This window comes from Halomonas sp. DP8Y7-3 (assembly GCF_019801675.1).
In the GTDB taxonomy this organism is placed as follows: domain Bacteria; phylum Pseudomonadota; class Gammaproteobacteria; order Pseudomonadales; family Halomonadaceae; genus Halomonas; species Halomonas litopenaei_A.
In genome coordinates, this window is the sequence record NZ_JAHVIO010000009.1 from 494,044 (window position 1) to 510,540 (window position 16,497).

15 protein-coding genes are annotated in these 16,497 nt (G+C 62.9%); 14 read left to right on the plus strand and 1 reads right to left on the minus strand.

Annotated elements, in window-relative coordinates:
* The first annotated feature begins 28 nt into the window (after positions 1–28).
* The 9 genes from ribBA to KUV86_RS11955 all read left to right on the plus strand — a co-directional run bounded on the left by ribBA (position 29) and on the right by KUV86_RS11955 (position 11,068).
* Positions 29–1,174 (plus strand): bifunctional 3,4-dihydroxy-2-butanone-4-phosphate synthase/GTP cyclohydrolase II, encoded by a 1,146-nt coding sequence (ribBA, locus tag KUV86_RS11915; protein ID WP_222484908.1) that lies wholly within the window; start codon positions 29–31, stop codon positions 1,172–1,174.
* Between the two features lie 105 nt (positions 1,175–1,279).
* The gene (ribE, locus tag KUV86_RS11920) at positions 1,280–1,777 is read left to right on the plus strand and encodes a 6,7-dimethyl-8-ribityllumazine synthase (protein WP_206941160.1); all 498 of its coding nucleotides are present in this window, start codon (positions 1,280–1,282) and stop codon (positions 1,775–1,777) included.
* Entirely contained in the window at positions 1,774–2,274 is a 501-nt protein-coding gene (nusB, locus tag KUV86_RS11925) for a transcription antitermination factor NusB (RefSeq protein WP_206941158.1), read from the plus strand. The genes ribE and nusB overlap by 4 nt, the downstream gene beginning before the upstream one ends.
* A 12-nt stretch (positions 2,275–2,286) precedes the next feature.
* Complete coding sequence (gene thiL / locus KUV86_RS11930; protein WP_222484910.1) at positions 2,287–3,246, plus strand: thiamine-phosphate kinase; 960 nt, start codon at positions 2,287–2,289, stop codon at positions 3,244–3,246.
* Complete coding sequence (locus KUV86_RS11935) at positions 3,243–3,716, plus strand: phosphatidylglycerophosphatase A (RefSeq protein WP_206941153.1); 474 nt, start codon at positions 3,243–3,245, stop codon at positions 3,714–3,716. The genes thiL and KUV86_RS11935 overlap by 4 nt, the downstream gene beginning before the upstream one ends.
* Before the next feature lie 48 nt (positions 3,717–3,764).
* Positions 3,765–5,021 (plus strand): DUF945 family protein, encoded by a 1,257-nt coding sequence (locus KUV86_RS11940; RefSeq protein ID WP_206941150.1) that lies wholly within the window; start codon positions 3,765–3,767, stop codon positions 5,019–5,021.
* Between the two features lie 141 nt (positions 5,022–5,162).
* On the plus strand, positions 5,163–7,610 hold the full coding sequence (gene lon, locus KUV86_RS11945; protein ID WP_222484912.1) for an endopeptidase La: 2,448 nt from the start codon (positions 5,163–5,165) through the stop codon (positions 7,608–7,610).
* 271 nt (positions 7,611–7,881) lie between these two features.
* On the plus strand, positions 7,882–9,729 hold the full coding sequence (gene ilvD / locus KUV86_RS11950) for a dihydroxy-acid dehydratase (protein ID WP_222484913.1): 1,848 nt from the start codon (positions 7,882–7,884) through the stop codon (positions 9,727–9,729).
* A 247-nt stretch (positions 9,730–9,976) separates the two neighbouring features.
* On the plus strand, positions 9,977–11,068 hold the full coding sequence (locus tag KUV86_RS11955) for an oxidoreductase (protein ID WP_206941144.1): 1,092 nt from the start codon (positions 9,977–9,979) through the stop codon (positions 11,066–11,068).
* A gap of 18 nt (positions 11,069–11,086) precedes the next feature.
* Here the strand turns inward: KUV86_RS11955 and nudE are convergent, their stop codons facing one another.
* The gene (gene nudE / locus KUV86_RS11960; RefSeq protein ID WP_222237558.1) at positions 11,087–11,671 is read right to left on the minus strand and encodes an ADP compounds hydrolase NudE; all 585 of its coding nucleotides are present in this window, start codon (positions 11,669–11,671) and stop codon (positions 11,087–11,089) included.
* A 220-nt stretch (positions 11,672–11,891) separates the two neighbouring features.
* Between nudE and yrfG the strand changes: the two genes are divergently transcribed.
* The 5 genes from yrfG (at position 11,892) to msrB (ending at position 16,484) form a co-directional block, all read left to right on the plus strand.
* A complete protein-coding gene (gene yrfG, locus KUV86_RS11965; protein WP_222484914.1) occupies positions 11,892–12,566 on the plus strand; it encodes a GMP/IMP nucleotidase in 675 nt (224 codons plus the stop codon).
* The gene (locus tag KUV86_RS11970; RefSeq protein WP_206941138.1) at positions 12,559–12,945 is read left to right on the plus strand and encodes an RNA-binding S4 domain-containing protein; all 387 of its coding nucleotides are present in this window, start codon (positions 12,559–12,561) and stop codon (positions 12,943–12,945) included. The genes yrfG and KUV86_RS11970 overlap by 8 nt, the downstream gene beginning before the upstream one ends.
* A gap of 99 nt (positions 12,946–13,044) precedes the next feature.
* On the plus strand, positions 13,045–13,920 hold the full coding sequence (gene hslO, locus KUV86_RS11975) for an Hsp33 family molecular chaperone HslO (RefSeq protein WP_222484021.1): 876 nt from the start codon (positions 13,045–13,047) through the stop codon (positions 13,918–13,920).
* 316 nt (positions 13,921–14,236) lie between these two features.
* Positions 14,237–15,793: a phosphoenolpyruvate carboxykinase gene (locus KUV86_RS11980; RefSeq protein WP_206941133.1), complete on the plus strand. Its 1,557-nt coding sequence runs from the start codon at positions 14,237–14,239 to the stop codon at positions 15,791–15,793.
* A 193-nt stretch (positions 15,794–15,986) separates the two neighbouring features.
* Positions 15,987–16,484, plus strand: coding sequence for a peptide-methionine (R)-S-oxide reductase MsrB (gene msrB / locus KUV86_RS11985; RefSeq protein WP_222237555.1), 498 nt, complete (start codon positions 15,987–15,989; stop codon positions 16,482–16,484).
* The last annotated feature ends 13 nt before the right edge of the window (positions 16,485–16,497 follow it).

Genomic DNA, 16,497 nt, shown 5'->3' on the forward strand with positions numbered 1-16,497 from the left:
GTGGCCACTTCAGATCCAGGGAGCACACATGTCGCAGTCTTCCAGCGGGGGCCTGGCCCCTATTGCCGAACTCGTCGAGGATATCCGTCAAGGCCGCATGGTCATCTTGATGGATGATGAGGACCGGGAAAACGAAGGTGACATCATCATGGCGGCCGAGAAGGTAGAGGCCAGCCATATCAATTTCATGGCGGTTCACGCCCGCGGCCTGATTTGCATGCCGATGACCCGCGAGCGTTGCGAGCAGCTCAAGCTTCCGCTGATGGTGCAGGATAACGGTTCTGGTTACGGCACCAAGTTCACCCTGTCCATCGAGGCCGCCGAGGGCGTCAGCACCGGCATCTCTGCAGCGGATCGCGCACGCACCGTGCAGGCGGCCAGCGCTCGCAATGCGCGCCCCGAGGACATCGTTCAGCCGGGCCACATCTTTCCGCTGATGGCGGAGCCGGGTGGGGTGCTGCGGCGTGCCGGCCACACCGAGGCGGCCTGTGATCTGGCGGCGCTTGCCGGGTGTGACCCCAGCGGTGTGATCTGTGAAATCATGAACGAAGATGGCACCATGGCCCGCCGGCCGGAGCTCGAGCGCTTCGCCGAGACCCATGGCATCAAGATGGGCACCATCGCCGACCTGATCCACTACCGCATCCATAACGAGCAGACGGTGGAAGAGGTAGAGCGGTTGCCGGTCAGCACTGCCTATGGCGAGCTGACGGCCCACGTCTTTGCCGACCGCATCCACAAGGTGCACCATCTGGCGCTGGTCAAGGGACACCCGACACCGGATGGCGTGACCACGGTGCGTGTCCATCTGGCCAACGAGATGCGTGACCTGATGTGCCTGGTCAAGGGTGAAGAAGCATCCTGGCGTGCGCATCAGGCCCTGGAAGAGGTGGCGCGAGCCGAGCACGGCGTGTTTGTGCTACTCGATGACATGCGCTCCCGCCAGGACCTCAACGACCTGCTACAGGTCTTTCTCGAGCGCCGCCGCACTGCCCGCGGCAGTGCGGCGGACGGGTCGGGCAACTACCTGACCATCGGCACCGGCTCCCAGGTCCTGCGCGAGCTTGGAGTAGGCAAGATGCGCCTGCTTAGCTCCCCCTGGAAGTTTTCGGCGCTGTCAGGCTTTGACCTGGAAGTGGTGGACATCGTGTCGCCCACTGATCTAGACGCATGATGATTCCCAGGCGATGCCCCAAGGCATCACCTGGGGATTCGGCTATCCATTAGGGGATTATCCCCGACTGCCGGCCAGGTGCCGGCGAATTCAGGAAATTTCAAGATGCAACCTATCTCCCAAGTCGAAGGCAGCTTTGTCGAGGTTCAGGGCCGCTACGTGATCGTCGTGGGCCGCTTCAACCACCATGTGGTGGACTCTCTGGTGGAAGGCGCTGTGGACAGCCTGGTGCGCCATGGCGTGGACATGGAGATGATCGATATCGTTCATGTTCCTGGCGCCTGGGAACTGCCTCTGGCCGTCAAGCGGGTGTTGCAGGTGGCCAAGCCCGACGCGGTGATCGCCCTGGGCGCCGTCATCCGCGGTGGCACGCCTCACTTCGAGCACGTGGCCGGCGAGTGCAACTCGGCCCTGTCGCGTCTTCAGCTCGACTTTGACACGCCGGTGGCGAATGGCGTGCTGACCGTGAACTCCATCGAGCAGGCGATCGAGCGTGCCGGTACCAAGGCAGGCAACAAGGGAACCGAAGCGGCCATGGCCGCCATGGAAATGGTCTCCCTGTTGCGCCACTTTGGTGACGATGGCGAGGAGACCTCCGCATGAGCCGTGAACAGCGTGCGCCGACCAAGGCTCAGCAATCCCGTCGTGCCGCCCGCGAGCTGGCGGTGCAGGGACTCTACCAGTGGCAGATGACCGAGAAATCGATCAGCGCGGTGGAAGCCGAGTTCCGCAGCCAGGTGCCGGATGATGACCTGGAAACCCATGAGAACTGGCTCAAGGTGATGGAAATCGCCGACCTGGCGCTGTTCCATGAGCTGCTGCACAACGTCGCTCGCTATCGCAAGGAGCTCGACGCGGACATCGCTCCCTTGCTCGACCGTCGTCTCGAGGACATCGATCCGATCGAGCTGGCCATCTTGCGTCTCGGTGCCTACGAGCTGTCGCGGCGCCTAGAAGTGCCGTACCGCGCGGTCATCAACGAAGGGGTCGAGCTGGCCAAGTCGTTCGGTGCGACGGATGGGCACAAGTATATCAACAGCATTCTCGACAAGCTGGCGATCAAGCTGAGAAGTGCCGAGGTCAGTGCCCGTCGCCGCTGAAGGTCGCTGCTGATGTACGGAGAATTCGAACTCATCCAGCGCTGGCTGGCACCGGCGAGACGTGGGTCTGCTGACGCGTCCGGCGTAAGCCTGGGCGTCGGTGATGATGCCAGCCTGATGCAGCCCACCCCGGGCCATGAGCTGGTGGTCAGCGTCGACACGTCGGTCGAGGGGCAGCACTTTCCGCCAGGTGCGCCAGCCGCTGCGCTGGGGCATCGAGCCGTGGCTGTCAGTCTCAGTGATCTGGCGGCCATGGGTGCCAGACCACGCTGGTGTCTGATGGCATTGACCCTGCCTGACGCCAACGACGACTGGGTGGCAGAATTCGCTCGTGGCTTCCATGCTGTGTGCGATAGCGCCGGTATGGTGCTGGTCGGCGGAGATGTGACCCGCGGTCAGCGCGCCATCAGTGTCACCGTCATGGGCGAGGTGCCGACCGGACAGGCACTGCGCCGTGATGGGGCCAAGGCCGGTGACGTGCTGGCGGTGACCGGAGCCCTCGGCGGAGGCGCCGGCGGTCTTGCCGCATGGCAGGGCGGAGCGCGAGATATGGAGCAGCCCCTGCTGAAGCGTTACCTGCTGCCCGAAGCGCGCTGGCAGGCCGGTGAAGCCCTGCGCGGGTTGGCGAATGCGGCCATCGACGTGTCCGATGGCTTGCTGGCTGACCTGGATCACGTGCTCAGCGCCTCAGGCGTCGGTGCTATCCTGGACAGCGCGTCGCTGCCTCTGGCCGACGGTCTGGCCGCGAGGCTGGGCCAGGATGCCGCCATTGAGGCGGCGCTATGCGGCGGGGATGACTATGAGTTGCTGGTCTCCTTGCCCCCGTCACGGGTCGCCCAGGCGAAGGCTGCACTGCTGGCTCTGGGCATCGAGCTGACGCCGATCGGTCATTTGACCGAGACGCCAGGCATACAGGGCGTGAAGATCCCATCCAGGGCTGGCTGGCAACATTTCCACGGAGGGACATCGTGAACAAAGCACCGGCTAGCGTCTGGCACCGGCCGACCCACTTTCTTGCCTTCGGGCTTGGCAGTGGGGCGGCGCCCTTTGCTCCAGGTACCTTCGGCACCCTGGCGGCCATTCCGTTCTACTGGCTATTGTCAGAACTGACCCTCGGTTGGTACCTGGTGATGATCGCCATCACCTTCGTGTGGGGCGTCTGGTTATGCGACAAGACCTCCCGCGATCTGGGTGTCCACGACCACTCCGGCATCGTCTGGGATGAGTTCGTCGGCTACTGGTTGACCATGGCGGCGGTGCCCTTCTCATGGGAGGCGGCACTGTGGGGCTTTGTTGTCTTCCGGGTCTTCGACGTCATCAAGCCCTGGCCGATTCGCTGGGCGGATCGGCGTGTTGCCGGCGGCTTTGGCATCATGGTCGATGACGTCTTGGCGGGGGTCTACTCCTGGTGCACCATGCACCTGTGGTTCTGGTTGCACTGAGCGAGCGGTGCGTCAGAGGAAGACGTTCGCTGGCTGAGAGGAAGGAACATGCGCAAGGAACGATGGATCGTACCCGTAGTGGTGGTGCTGGCGGTGGCCTGGGCCGTGGCTCAGTACCTCGCCAGCCTGCTGTTCGAGCGTGAGCTTGCGCGTGCGCTGGCCGACCTGGAAGCCAGGGGCGACCTGCGCATCTCGCGCAGCGATGTCCGGCAAGGCTGGCTGAGCTCATCCGGCGTACTGCATATCGCCCCCCTCATCGGCCACGCCTGGCACCTGTCGCTGCCCTACGATGCGCGCCACGGCGTCCTCGATACCAGTGTCATCGGTACTGTGGAGCTGCATGTCGGCGAGGCCGACGAGCGGCTGTTTGGCGATGCCATTCCCGCTGCCCCGCCGCGCTGGGAAGCCCACTATCGCACCCTGGGCGGTACCCTCCAGGGTGAGCTGGCGCTGGCGCCCTTCATTGTCAGCCAGTCGCCCCCTCGCAGCGGCCCCCGCTCGCTGCATTTCTCGGGTGCGCGGATCGCCTTCGATGGCATCTACGGTGACTGGCGAACCCGCATGACCGTCGATTCCGTACAGTTGCGTGATGGTGAGGCCCGACTCGAGGTCGGTCCGCTTCAGTATCAGAGCCGCTATGCCTACACCCCAGGGGCGCTTCACTTCAATCAGCAGGACAGTCTGACCATCGAGGCGCTGAGCCTGCGTCATCCGCAGGTCAATCTGGACGGCACCTCGATCGTGCTGCAGACCGACACCCAGTTGGATGACAGTGAACTCAGGCTGAAGAGCAATCTGACGCTTGGCGAAATTCGCTCCGGCAACGACATGCTGGTAGATGGCGAGCTGAGCATCGAGCTGTCCCGGATCAATGCCGACGCGCTGCGCTCTGTCGTTGAGCTGGCGCGCCACAAGACGGCATTGGGCACGGTGTCGTTGGACGACGCCGCGGCGGATTCGGCCATGGATCGGGCGCTGGCTCAGCTGCTCAAGGACTCCCCGCGACTGGACCTGGTCGACGTCAATCTGGATAGCCCCATGCTCGGGCTGAGCCTGCATGGGGATGGCGTTGTCGTGTTTGATCCGCGTGAGCTGGATCAGTTGAGTCCCCTGGCGCTGGATGACCCCTCGATGCGCGCCAAGTTTCGGGAACGCCTGGACGGCGATTTCGAGTGGCGTGAACCTCCTGCCGTAGTGGCGCTGTGGCTGAGATTGCCGCTGGATACGTCGATGCTGGGCATCGATGTGGTCAAGGGCCAGCTGCGCATCAATGGACGCCCGCTGCCGCCGCTGCTGGGCCGCTGACGCCAGATGATGGCTCCCCGCGTTGTCGCACCGGCACGCACTAACGCGCCTGGTTGTCACTCCACGCCTTGAACTTGGCGTCGATCGCCCACATTCCTGAGTAGCATATGGGCAAGGCCCCAACTTCAGGATGAGGTGACCATGAGCGATGATCGTGATTCCCGGTCTGATGAGCTGGACTGGATTCCCCTTGGCGGTGCTGCTGACGACGGTCAGAACGATGACGATGACAGTCAGTCCCAGCTTGAAAGCCATGCGGTGATTCCTGCCAGTGCGAGTCTGCCGGAGCGGTTGTACCTGCTGCCGATCCACAATCGTCCCTTCTTTCCGGCCCAGGTTCAGCCGTTGGTGATCAACCGCGAGCGCTGGTCCGAGACCATCGAGAGGGTGGCCAACACCCCCCACGACACCGTAGGCCTTGCGTTTGTCGGGGAAGCGGGCGTGGAAGAGCTGTCCCACGAAGACTTCCCTACCATCGGCACGGCGGTGAAAGCGCACAAGCTGCAGGGTGAGGATCAGCAGATCCAGTTCATCGCCCAGGGCGTCCGGCGCTTCAAGATCGAGCGCTGGCTGTCACGCAAGCCGCCATTTCTGGTCGAGGTGTCGTATCCCCGCGAGCCGGTGGATACCGAGGACGACGAGACCCGTGCCTATGCCATGGCATTGATCAATGGCATCAAGGAGCTGCTGCCGATCAATCCCCTCTACGGCGAAGAGCTCAAGCACTATCTCAATCGCTTCAGCCCCCACGAGCCTGGACCGCTGACGGACTTTGCGGCGGCCATTACCTCGGCGCAGGGGGGGGAGCTGCAGGACGTGCTGGCGACGCTGCCAGTGGTTCCGCGCATGCAAAAAGTGCTGCCGCTGTTGCGCAAGGAGATTGAAGTCGCGCAACTGCAAAGCGAGATCAGTGAGCAGGTCAACGCCCAGATGCAGGAGCGTCAGCGTGAGTTCTTCCTGCGTGAGCAGTTGAAGGTGATCCAGCGCGAGCTGGGCATCTCCAAGGACGATCGCGAGAACGATGTGGATACCTTCCGGGCTCGCCTGGAAGGGCGCGAGGTGCCGGAGCGGGTTCAAGAGCGTATCGATGACGAACTGGGCAAGCTGTCGGTGCTGGAAACCGGCTCCCCCGAGTACGGCACCACGCGCAACTATCTGGACTGGCTGACCGCCATGCCCTGGGGCCAGCAGAGCCAGGATCAGCTTGATCTGGCCCATGCCCGCAAGGTCCTCGACCGCGATCATGACGGACTGACCGACGTGAAAGAGCGGATCGTGGAGTTTCTTGCCGAAGGTACGTTCAAGGGCGATGTCGGGGGCTCTATCGTGCTGCTGGTCGGCCCACCCGGGGTCGGCAAGACCTCTATCGGGCGCTCCATCGCCGAGGCACTCGGTCGCGAGTTCTACCGCTTCTCGGTCGGTGGGATGCGTGACGAGGCCGAGATCAAGGGCCATCGCCGGACCTACGTGGGGGCCATGCCGGGCAAGCTGGTACAGGCACTCAAGGAGGTCGAGGTCGAGAACCCGGTGATCATGCTCGACGAGATCGACAAGATGGGTCAGTCGTTCCAGGGTGACCCTGCCTCGGCACTGCTGGAGGTGCTGGACCCCGAGCAGAACGTCGACTTCCTCGATCACTATCTGGACGTGCGCCTCGATCTGTCCAAAGTGCTGTTCGTGTGCACCGCGAATACGCTGGATTCGATTCCGCCGGCGCTGCTGGACCGGATGGAGCAGATTCGGCTGTCTGGCTATATCGCTGAGGAAAAGCAGGCGATTGCCCGCCATCATCTGTGGCCCAAGCTGCTGAAGCGGGACAATATCCCGAAGAAGCGCATCAACCTGACGGCGGCGGCGCTGCGCCAGGTGGTCGAGGGCTATGCCCGTGAAGCGGGAGTACGCCAGCTGGAGAAGCAGCTTCACCGCATTGTGCGCAAGGCTGCGGTAAAGCTGCTCGAGAATGACCAGGAAACCGTCAAGGTATCGCTCAAGAACCTGGAGGAATTTCTCGGTGCGCCGCTGTTCCGCAAGGAAAAGGTGATGAAGGGGCAGGGCGTCGTGACGGGACTGGCCTGGACGTCCATGGGCGGCGCTACTCTATCCATCGAAGCGGGCAAGGTGCATGGGCTGGATCGTGGCTTCAAGCTGACCGGTCAGCTGGGGGACGTAATGAAGGAGTCCGCCAACATTGCCTACAGCTACGTGCAGGGGCACCTGAGCGAATATGGTGCCGATGCCGGATTCTTTGACGCCAGCTTCGTGCACATGCACGTGCCCGAGGGGGCGACCCCGAAGGATGGTCCCTCGGCTGGGGTGACCATGACCACTGCGCTGCTGTCGCTGGCCCGCCAGCAGCCGATTGACCGCAATCTGGCGATGACCGGTGAACTGACCCTGACGGGGCAGGTGCTACCGGTGGGGGGTATTCGGGAGAAGGTCATCGCCGCTCGACGCAGCGAGATCTTCGAAGTCATTCTGCCCGAGGCCAATCGGCGTGATTATGACGAGCTGCCCGACTATCTGAAGGAGGGCATGACCGTACACTTTGCCGGCCGCTATCAGGACGTGGCCAAGGTCGTGTTCGGTTGATGGACTGAGCGAGGACGCTGGGTCCTGTCTGACAGGCCCCAGCGTTTGCGTCGCCAGCGCTTGTCCGGTGCCGAGGACGATCAACGGCACGTCAATCACTTTGCTGCTTCCAGCATGTCTACTCGCCCCCGGTGTCTTGCCGGGGGCGACGCGTTGTATCCGCGCAAGGCTTTCCAGTGCTGCCCCGGCGTGACAGAATCGATGGTCTGGACACGAGACACCGCCTGGCGGCCAAGGGCCCCACAGGTGGACAAAAAATGACGAGGATTCCATGCCAGAGTATCGCTCCCGAACCACTACCGCCGGTCGCAACATGGCCGGCGCCCGCGCCCTGTGGCGCGCCACCGGCATGAAGGATGACGACTTTCACAAGCCGATCATCGCTGTGGCCAATTCGTTCACCCAGTTCGTCCCGGGCCACGTGCACCTCAAGGACATGGGGCAGCTGGTCGCCCGCGAGATCGAGAAAGCCGGCGGCGTGGCCAAGGAATTCAACACCATCGCCGTGGATGATGGCATCGCCATGGGCCACGACGGCATGCTGTATTCACTGCCCAGCCGTGACCTGATCGCAGACAGTGTCGAGTATATGGTCAATGCCCACTGCGCCGATGCGCTGGTGTGCATCTCCAACTGCGACAAGATCACCCCGGGAATGCTGATGGCCGCCATGCGCCTCAACATCCCGGTGATCTTTGTTTCCGGCGGTCCGATGGAAGCCGGCAAGACCAAGCTGCTGGATCACGGTCTCGACCTGGTCGATGCCATGGTCATGGCCGCCGACGACTCGGTGGACGAGGAAACCCTGAACGAGGTCGAGCGCAGCGCCTGCCCCACCTGTGGCAGCTGCTCCGGCATGTTCACCGCCAACTCCATGAACTGCCTGACAGAAGCGCTGGGTCTTGCGCTGCCCGGCAACGGTACGGTGCTGGCAACCCACGCGGATCGCCGTCGTCTGTTCGAGACCGCCGGCGAGCGCATCGTGGAATTGGCCAAGCGCTATTACGAAGGTGACGAGGCGCACCTGCTGCCCCGTGCCATCGGCTCCAAGGCGGCGTTCAGGAATGCCATGACCCTGGACATCGCCATGGGCGGCTCGACCAACACCATTCTGCACCTGCTGGCCGCGGCCCAGGAAGCAGGCGTCGACTTCAACATGCCGGATATCGATCGTCTGAGCCGTGAAGTGCCCCAGTTGTGCAAGGTGGCGCCCAACACCCAGAAGTACCACATCGAAGACGTCCATCGTGCCGGCGGTATCATGGCGATTCTCGGCGAGCTTGACCGGGCTGGCGTGCTCGATACGTCCGTGCCCACCGTGTATGGCGACAGCCTGCTCGAGGCACTGGACGAGTGGGACATCATGCGCAATCCCTCGGCGGAAGTGGTCAACTTCTTCAAGGCCGGGCCCGGCGGCATCCCGACCCAGACGGCATTCTCCCAGAGCGCGCGCTGGCCGAGTCTCGATGGTGACCGCGCTACCGGTTGTATTCGTGACTACGCCCATGCCTTCTCCAAGGAAGGCGGTCTGGCCGTGCTGCACGGAAACATCGCCGAAAGCGGCTGTGTGGTGAAGACTGCCGGTGTCGACGACAGCATTCTGGTCTTTGAAGGGCCGGCCCACGTCGTGGAGTCCCAGGATCAGGCGGTCGAGCACATCCTTGGCGGTGAAGTGAAGGAAGGCGACGTCGTGGTCATCCGCTACGAAGGACCCAAGGGCGGTCCCGGCATGCAGGAAATGCTGTATCCGACCTCGTACCTGAAGTCCAAGGGGCTGGGCAAGGCCTGTGCCTTGCTGACGGACGGCCGCTTCTCAGGGGGCACTTCGGGACTGTCGATCGGCCACGTATCGCCAGAAGCGGCGGCAGGTGGCGCGATCGGTCTGGTCGAAAATGGCGATTTGATCCGCATCGACATTCCCAGCCGTACCATCAACGTGCTGCTGGATGATGCGGAGCTTGCAGCCCGCCGCCAGCGTCAGGATGAGCGTGGCAAGGAGGCCTGGACGCCTCGTATCACGCGACTGCGCAAGGTGACACCGGCACTCAAGGCCTACGCGCTGCTGGCGACGTCGGCCGACAAGGGCGCGGTTCGCGACCTCGAGAAGCTGGACGCCTGATCCAGGCCGCTGGCAAGTATTCGAGGTGATCGAAGGCCGGCTGATGCCGGCCTTCAACGTTACTGAGCCTTCTACCCCAGTGGGCTGCCTTGGAGGGTGGCGACCGACGTCTTGCGTTCGCCCGGGGCTAGCGTGAGTGCCGGAACTCGATTAATTCCGAGGATTTGGTCATGCTGGGAGCAATAGATATCGACGGATCAATAAAGCCCTCGACAAGACGGGCGCAACGCGGGCACAGGGGCCGAACATGAAGACACAGACGCTTAACGTGGGGCTGGTGGGGTACGGGATGGCGTCACGGACGTTCCATGCGCCCTTGATCCAGGCTGCGCCTGGACTTGAGTTGACGGCGGTGGTGAGCTCCGATGCGTCCAAGGTGTTGAACGACCTGCCGGATGTCACGGTGCATGGCAAGCTCAGCGAGTTGCTCGATGTGCGCCACGTGGACCTGGTGGTCATTGCGACGCCCAATGAACAGCATTACGCCATGGCCAAGGCGGCGCTGGCGGCTGGCAAGCACGTGGTAGTGGACAAGCCTGTAACCGTTTCAGCTTCTGAAGCGCGTCAGCTGCGGGCCCAGGCCGACCGGTCGGAACTTCTGCTCAGTGTCTTTCACAATCGTCGCTGGGACTGTGACTTTCTGACGGTGCGTCAGTTGCTGGAGGAAGGACGGCTTGGGCGGGTGACGTCGTTTACGTCCCGCTTTGATCGCTATCGCCCGGCGGTGTCCAACCGCTGGCGCGATCATCACAAGCCGGGAGGCGGCATCTGGTACGACCTTGGCCCCCACCTGCTGGACCAGGCCAGGGAGCTGTTCGGAATGCCTCGTGCGATCCTGCTGGAGCTGGCGACGGCGCGAGAGGGAGCAGAGGTCGATGATGACTTTCTTGCGCTGCTCGAGTACGACCGCTTGAGGGTGACGCTGCAGGCCAGCTCCCTGGTGGCCGAGGCGAGCCCGCGCTTCGTGGTGCACGGCACCGAGGGCAGCTATTCGGTCTACGGGCTGGATCCCCAGGAGGGCTGGCTGAAGCAGGGGATGGCGCCAAGCGACAACTGGGGTGTCGATGACTCTCCGGGTCAGCTGACGCTGAACCGCGGCAGCGCCGAGGAGCCTGAGTTGATCAGCGAATCCTGTCCGTCGGTGCCCGGCAACTATCCTGCTTTCTACGCTGGCATTGCTCAGACCCTGCTGCATGGCGACCCGCCCCCCGTCACCGGAGAGCAGGCGGTGGATGTCATGACGCTGCTTGAGGCGGGGCTCGACAGCTATCGTCAAGGACGCTGGGTACGTCTGAAAGAGGGCAACAGCAACTTGAGGCGTCTGCACGCCAGGCGCTGAGGTTGCCTCCAGTAGCGTTCACCAGAGCCGGTTGTCAGGCTGGTCGCCGCGCAGCCGGTCTCGGGCAATGTAGAGTGCGGCGATGGCACGCGCCTCATGAAAGTCTTCCCGGGCCAGCAGGGCGGGAAGACTGTCCAGGGCATGGGTTTCGACAACCAGCGGCTCCGGTTCGTCTCCCTCGAGGCGCTGGGGGTAGAGGTCGCTGGCCAGCATGACCTGGATGCGCTGTCGCATGTAGTTGGGTGACAGTGACAGTTCGATCAGCGGTTCGATGCGTCTCGCGCCGACGCCGCACTCCTCCATCAGCTCCCGATTGGCCGCGGTGACGATGTCCTCACCTGGATCGACGACGCCCTTGGGCAGGGTCAGCACGTAGTCCTCGAACCCTGCGGCGTACTCGCGAATCAGCAGGACATGTTCAGGGTCGGGCATGGCCACGATCATCACCGCGCCAATCCCCTGTCCATTACCCAGCAGTCGTTCGAAGCGTCGTTCGGCGCCATTGGAAAAGCGCAGGTCGAGCTCCTCCACGCGAAACAGGCGGCTTTCGGCGACGGTCTTGCGCGACAGAATGTGGGGTTTCTCCCGGGTACGGTCTTCCATGGCTTCTCCTGGTGTCAATGGGAAGGCGGGGGCTCTCGTGCTGGCCGAGTCGATCGTCCTGGCCTTGGCCACAGGGTCCGGCCTGCGCCGGACCGCATGCGAGCCCGAATGCCTTTGAGGTACACTAACACGTTACGCTGACGGTCTTCCGGGAAGCCGTTTGCCTGGCGGTAGCGGCCGGGTCACGGCAACCGGGCGGCACATGAGCTGGAGAGACGTAATGATCGATTGGGACACCATCGATACCGTATTGCTGGATATGGACGGCACCCTGCTGGACCTGCATTTCGACAGCCATTTCTGGCTCGAGCACCTGCCGCGTCGTTATGTGGAACTGCACAAGCTGGACGAAGCGACTCAGGACGTCGTGCGCGAGCGCATTATCCGCGAGCAGGGCACGCTCAACTGGTACAGCCTGTCTTACTGGAGTCGCGAGCTTGACGTGGATATCGTCGCGCTCAAGCGAGAGGTACAGCATCTCATTGGCCTGCGTGGCGATGCGCTGGATTTTCTTGGCTGGCTCAAGAGTGCTCACCCGCGGGTGGTGCTGGCCACCAATGCAGACCGCGAGAGTCTGGCGCTCAAGCTGCCGCTGACTGGCCTCGACGAGTATCTTGATGCCATCGTGTCGTCGGCCGATATTGGCGAACCCAAGGAAGAGCAAGCCTTCTGGCATGCGCTGAACGAGATCGAACCCTTCGACCGTCAACGCACGCTGTTCATCGACGACAACGCTCACGTGTTGGAAAGTGCACGTGAGTACGGCATCCGTCATCTGCTGGGGATTCGTCAGCCGGACAGCCGCCGGCCCGAGAAGACGCTCAAGGATTTCGTGGCGCTTGGTCGTTTTGCCGAAATCATGCCTGAGGTCCCGGGAGGCGTTGCTCGTGGATAGCGTTCGACTCGACAAATGGCTGTGGGCGGCACGCTTCTTCAAGACCCGCGCGCTGGCCAAGAAGGCCATCGAGGGCGGCAAGGTGGAAGTCGATGGGGCCAAGGCCAAGACTAGCAAGCTGGTGAGCCCCGGGATGCGCATTCGTGCGCCCCAGGGCTGGGATGTCTGGGAGGTCGAGGTGGTTCAGGTCAGTGAGCAGCGTCGTGGTGCCCCCGAGGCCAGGCTGTTGTATCAGGAGACCGAGCAGAGCCGTGAGCGCAGAGAGCGCGAGGCCGAGCAGCGCCGCCAGGCCAACGAGGTCTTTCAACATCCCCACAAGCGGCCGGACAAACGCGCCCGCAGAGACATCAAGCGCTTTCAGCGCGAAGGCGGGTCCTGAGCCTGCCCCGTCGAGCGTCAGCTCGAAATGTCCGAACGCACGGTCCATCCTTCTTTTTCTAAGCGCGTCCTGTGAGGCGCGCCTACCGAGACGCTTTACATGATTGATCAGATTCAGCGATTCATCATCGATAACACCAATGTGCGCGGCGAGGTGACTCGCCTGGAACAGGCTTACGCCGATGTACTGACACGGCACGAGTATCCCGCTGCCATCAATCGTCAGCTCGGCGAGCTGCTGGCTGCCGTCGCGCTGCTGACCGACACCGTCAAGCTCGACGGCACCATGACCATCGAAGTGCGTGGCAGCGGTGACGTTTCCCTGCTCATGGCCGAGTCCAACCCCGGTGGTGAGCTTCGGGCCATCGCTCGCCTGGCAGAGGGGGCGGCCCTGCCTGGAGACCAGGAGGGCTTTCGTTCGCTGGTAGGCGACGGCCAGATCGTGATCACCCTGGACCCCCGTGAGGGACGCCGCTATCAGGGCATCGTCGGCATTGAGCACGCCAGCCTGGCGGGATGCCTGGAAGCCTACTTCACCCAGTCGGAGCAGCTGCCTACCCGTCTGTGGCTGGCAGCGGACGGGGTCAACGCCGGCGGTATGCTGCTGCAGCGGTTGCCCGATGAATCATTGAATCAGGATGATGACGCCTGGGATCGCGCCTGCCATCTGGGCGAAACGCTCAAGGACGAGGAACTGCTGTCCCTGGAGGCATCGACGCTGCTGACACGGCTGTTCCATGAGGAATCTCTGCGCGTCTTCGACGCCAAGGCGTTGCGCTTCGGCTGTACCTGCTCAAGGGCACGTATTGCCGGGGGGCTGCTGTCCCTGGGGGAAGACGAGTTGCGACACGTCGTCGCGGAGCAGGGCGACATCGAGACCCAATGTCACTTCTGTCACACCCGCTACGTGTTCACTGCCGCCGATGTGGAGTCGCTGCTGGAGAACCCCGACGCGGATACCGCCACGGTGCACTGAGGCTGTGGCCTTGGGGGGCGGCACCGGGCACGGCTGCTCGTAGCGGAACAGGGCGTGTAGTCAAATGACAGGAAATGCCCGAAAACCTTCATCATGTTGTAGTTAAACTACAATAACGTCTTGAAAAATGGGCATTTCCTGCGCTGAAGTTTTTTGTCATAATCGCCGCCGATCCTGCCCGTGTCGTTGCTCGGACGATGCCACGTCATCGCAGAAGACGGTTTAACCGCGTAGCCGACGCGCCGGATCCAACGCATCGCTCCTTTGACCAGGCGGTGCCAGTCCACGAGAGAGAAGCCGAAGGCCCAGGAATCCTATGACCACCACCCAGCAGTCTCCCGTCGTTCACGTCAACCTCAGTACTGCCGAGCTCATCGAGCGCGCGGTGGCCAATGGCGAGGGCCGTCTGGCCTCCCACGGAGCCCTCGTGGTCAAGACCGGCGAACGCACTGGTCGCTCGCCCAAGGACCGCTTTATCGTCGATGAGCCGTCCACCAGCGCCAAGATCGACTGGGGCAACGTCAACCGTCCCTTCGACGCCGAGCGCTTCGATGCCCTGTGGACGCGAGTGGAAGGCTATCTGGGTGAACAGGACAGCTACGTCAGCGAGCTGCACGTGGGCAGCGACCCGACTCACTACCTGCCGGTGCGGGTGACCACGGAGACGGCATGGCACAACCTGTTCGGCCGTACCATGTTCGTGCGTCCCGAGGCCTATAACCCTTCGCGCAAGGACGAGTGGGCCATTCTCAACGCACCGCACTTTGTGTGTGACCCAAGCCGTGACGGCACCAACTCCGACGGCTGCGTGATCATCAACTTCGCCAAGCGCCGGGTGTTGATCGCCGGCATGCGTTACGCCGGTGAAATGAAGAAGGCCATGTTCTCGGTGCAGAACTTCCTGCTGCCCGAGCTCGACGTGCTGCCGATGCACTGCAGCGCCAACGTTGGCGAGGACGGTGAAACCACGTTGTTCTTCGGTCTGTCCGGCACCGGCAAGACCACCCTGTCGGCGGATCCAGGTCGTTTCCTGATTGGTGACGACGAGCATGGTTGGGGCGTAGGTACCGTGTTCAACTTTGAAGGCGGGTGCTACGCCAAGTGCATCGACCTGTCCGAGAAGAATGAGCCGGTCATCTGGAATGCCATCAAGTTCGGCACCGTGCTGGAAAACGTGGTGCTCAACGACCGTCGTGAGCCCAACTACGCCGACGACAGCCTGACCCAGAATTCCCGGGCGGCGTATCCGCTGGAGCACGTGGAAAAGCGTGTGGCGGAAAACCGTGCCGGCGAGCCAAGCGCCATCGTCTTCCTGACCTGCGACATGAGCGGCGTCCTGCCGCCGGTGTCCGTGCTGTCCAAGGAAGCTGCTGCCTATCACTTCCTGTCCGGCTATACCGCCAAGGTAGGGTCGACCGAAATGGGTTCTTCCAGCGGCCTTGAAGCAACGTTCTCCACCTGCTTCGGTGCGCCGTTCTTCCCGCGCCCTGCGCGCGAGTATGCCGACCTGCTGATCAAGCGCGTCGAAGAGAAGGATGCCCAGGTCTACCTGGTCAACACCGGCTGGACCGGTGGTGCCTATGGTGAAGGCGGTTCGCGCTTCTCCATTCCCACGACACGCGCCATCATCCACGCCATTCAATCCGGCGTACTGCGCGACGTCGAAACTCGCCAGATCGACGGCCTCAACCTGTCTGTACCCACGGCGGTGCCCGGCGTCGAGTCGCGTCTGCTGGATCCCCGTCAGACCTGGGAAGACCTCGCGGCCTACGACCGCAAGCGCGATGAGCTGGCGGCCAAGTTTGTCGAGAACTTCAAGAAGTTCGACGGCGTCAGCGACGCCATCGTCAAGGCCGGGCCGAGCTTGGTCTAGACGCTGCACCGGCGCAGCCAGCGGGAACCTTGCCAGAGAGGAACCTTGGGTAAGCGGCGCGGTCGAGAGAGGAGAAGGCGAAGGCCTTCTCCTTTTTTTGTGAGTCGATAATGACAACGGCATGACCGTGCGGCTGTAAGGTCGAGTGATATCGGTGCGACTGAGCAGCGACCCTGACGCAGGAGACAGCACAATGAAACGACGCAACTTCTTGGCGCTTATCGGGCTTGGTGGCCTGGCCAGTATGGTGCCAGCCGTGGCTAACGCTCGCCCTGAGCTGGATTTGACGCGTAGCCCGGATATCGAGCCGCTGGAGCTGAGCGAGGACGAATGGCGCGAGCGCCTGACGCCTGCACAATATGACGTGATGCGCGAGGAGGGCACTGAACCTGCAGGCTCAAGCCCTCTGGACAACGAGAAGCGTGAGGGAGAGTTCCGCTGTGCTGGCTGCGACCTGCTGCTGTTCACCAGCGCGATGAAATATGACTCCGGTACCGGCTGGCCAAGCTTCTTTGACCATGTGCAGGGGCATTTGCTGACCAGCGTGGACTACAAGATTCTCTGGCCGCGCACCGAATATCACTGTGCCCGCTGTGGTAGCCACCATGGCCACGTCTTTGAGGACGGCCCGGATCCCACCGGTCTGCGCTGGTGCAACAATGGCGTCGCGCTGAAGTTCGTGCCCGCCTGACCTCCCATCGAGG

Excerpts from the sequence above, each read along its gene's own strand:
- ribBA (WP_222484908.1), top strand. The coding sequence starts at position 29 with ATGTCGCAGTCTTCCAGCGGGGGCCTGGCCCCTATTGCCGAACTCGTC.
- ribE (WP_206941160.1), top strand. The coding sequence starts at position 1,280 with ATGCAACCTATCTCCCAAGTCGAAGGCAGCTTTGTCGAGGTTCAGGGC.
- nusB (WP_206941158.1), top strand. The coding sequence starts at position 1,774 with ATGAGCCGTGAACAGCGTGCGCCGACCAAGGCTCAGCAATCCCGTCGT.
- thiL (WP_222484910.1), top strand. The coding sequence starts at position 2,287 with ATGTACGGAGAATTCGAACTCATCCAGCGCTGGCTGGCACCGGCGAGA.
- KUV86_RS11940 (WP_206941150.1), top strand. The coding sequence starts at position 3,765 with ATGCGCAAGGAACGATGGATCGTACCCGTAGTGGTGGTGCTGGCGGTG.
- lon (WP_222484912.1), top strand. The coding sequence starts at position 5,163 with ATGAGCGATGATCGTGATTCCCGGTCTGATGAGCTGGACTGGATTCCC.
- ilvD (WP_222484913.1), top strand. The coding sequence starts at position 7,882 with ATGCCAGAGTATCGCTCCCGAACCACTACCGCCGGTCGCAACATGGCC.
- KUV86_RS11955 (WP_206941144.1), top strand. The coding sequence starts at position 9,977 with ATGAAGACACAGACGCTTAACGTGGGGCTGGTGGGGTACGGGATGGCG.
- nudE (WP_222237558.1), bottom strand. The coding sequence starts at position 11,671 with ATGGAAGACCGTACCCGGGAGAAACCCCACATTCTGTCGCGCAAGACC.
- yrfG (WP_222484914.1), top strand. The coding sequence starts at position 11,892 with ATGATCGATTGGGACACCATCGATACCGTATTGCTGGATATGGACGGC.
- hslO (WP_222484021.1), top strand. The coding sequence starts at position 13,045 with ATGATTGATCAGATTCAGCGATTCATCATCGATAACACCAATGTGCGC.
- KUV86_RS11980 (WP_206941133.1), top strand. The coding sequence starts at position 14,237 with ATGACCACCACCCAGCAGTCTCCCGTCGTTCACGTCAACCTCAGTACT.
- msrB (WP_222237555.1), top strand. The coding sequence starts at position 15,987 with ATGAAACGACGCAACTTCTTGGCGCTTATCGGGCTTGGTGGCCTGGCC.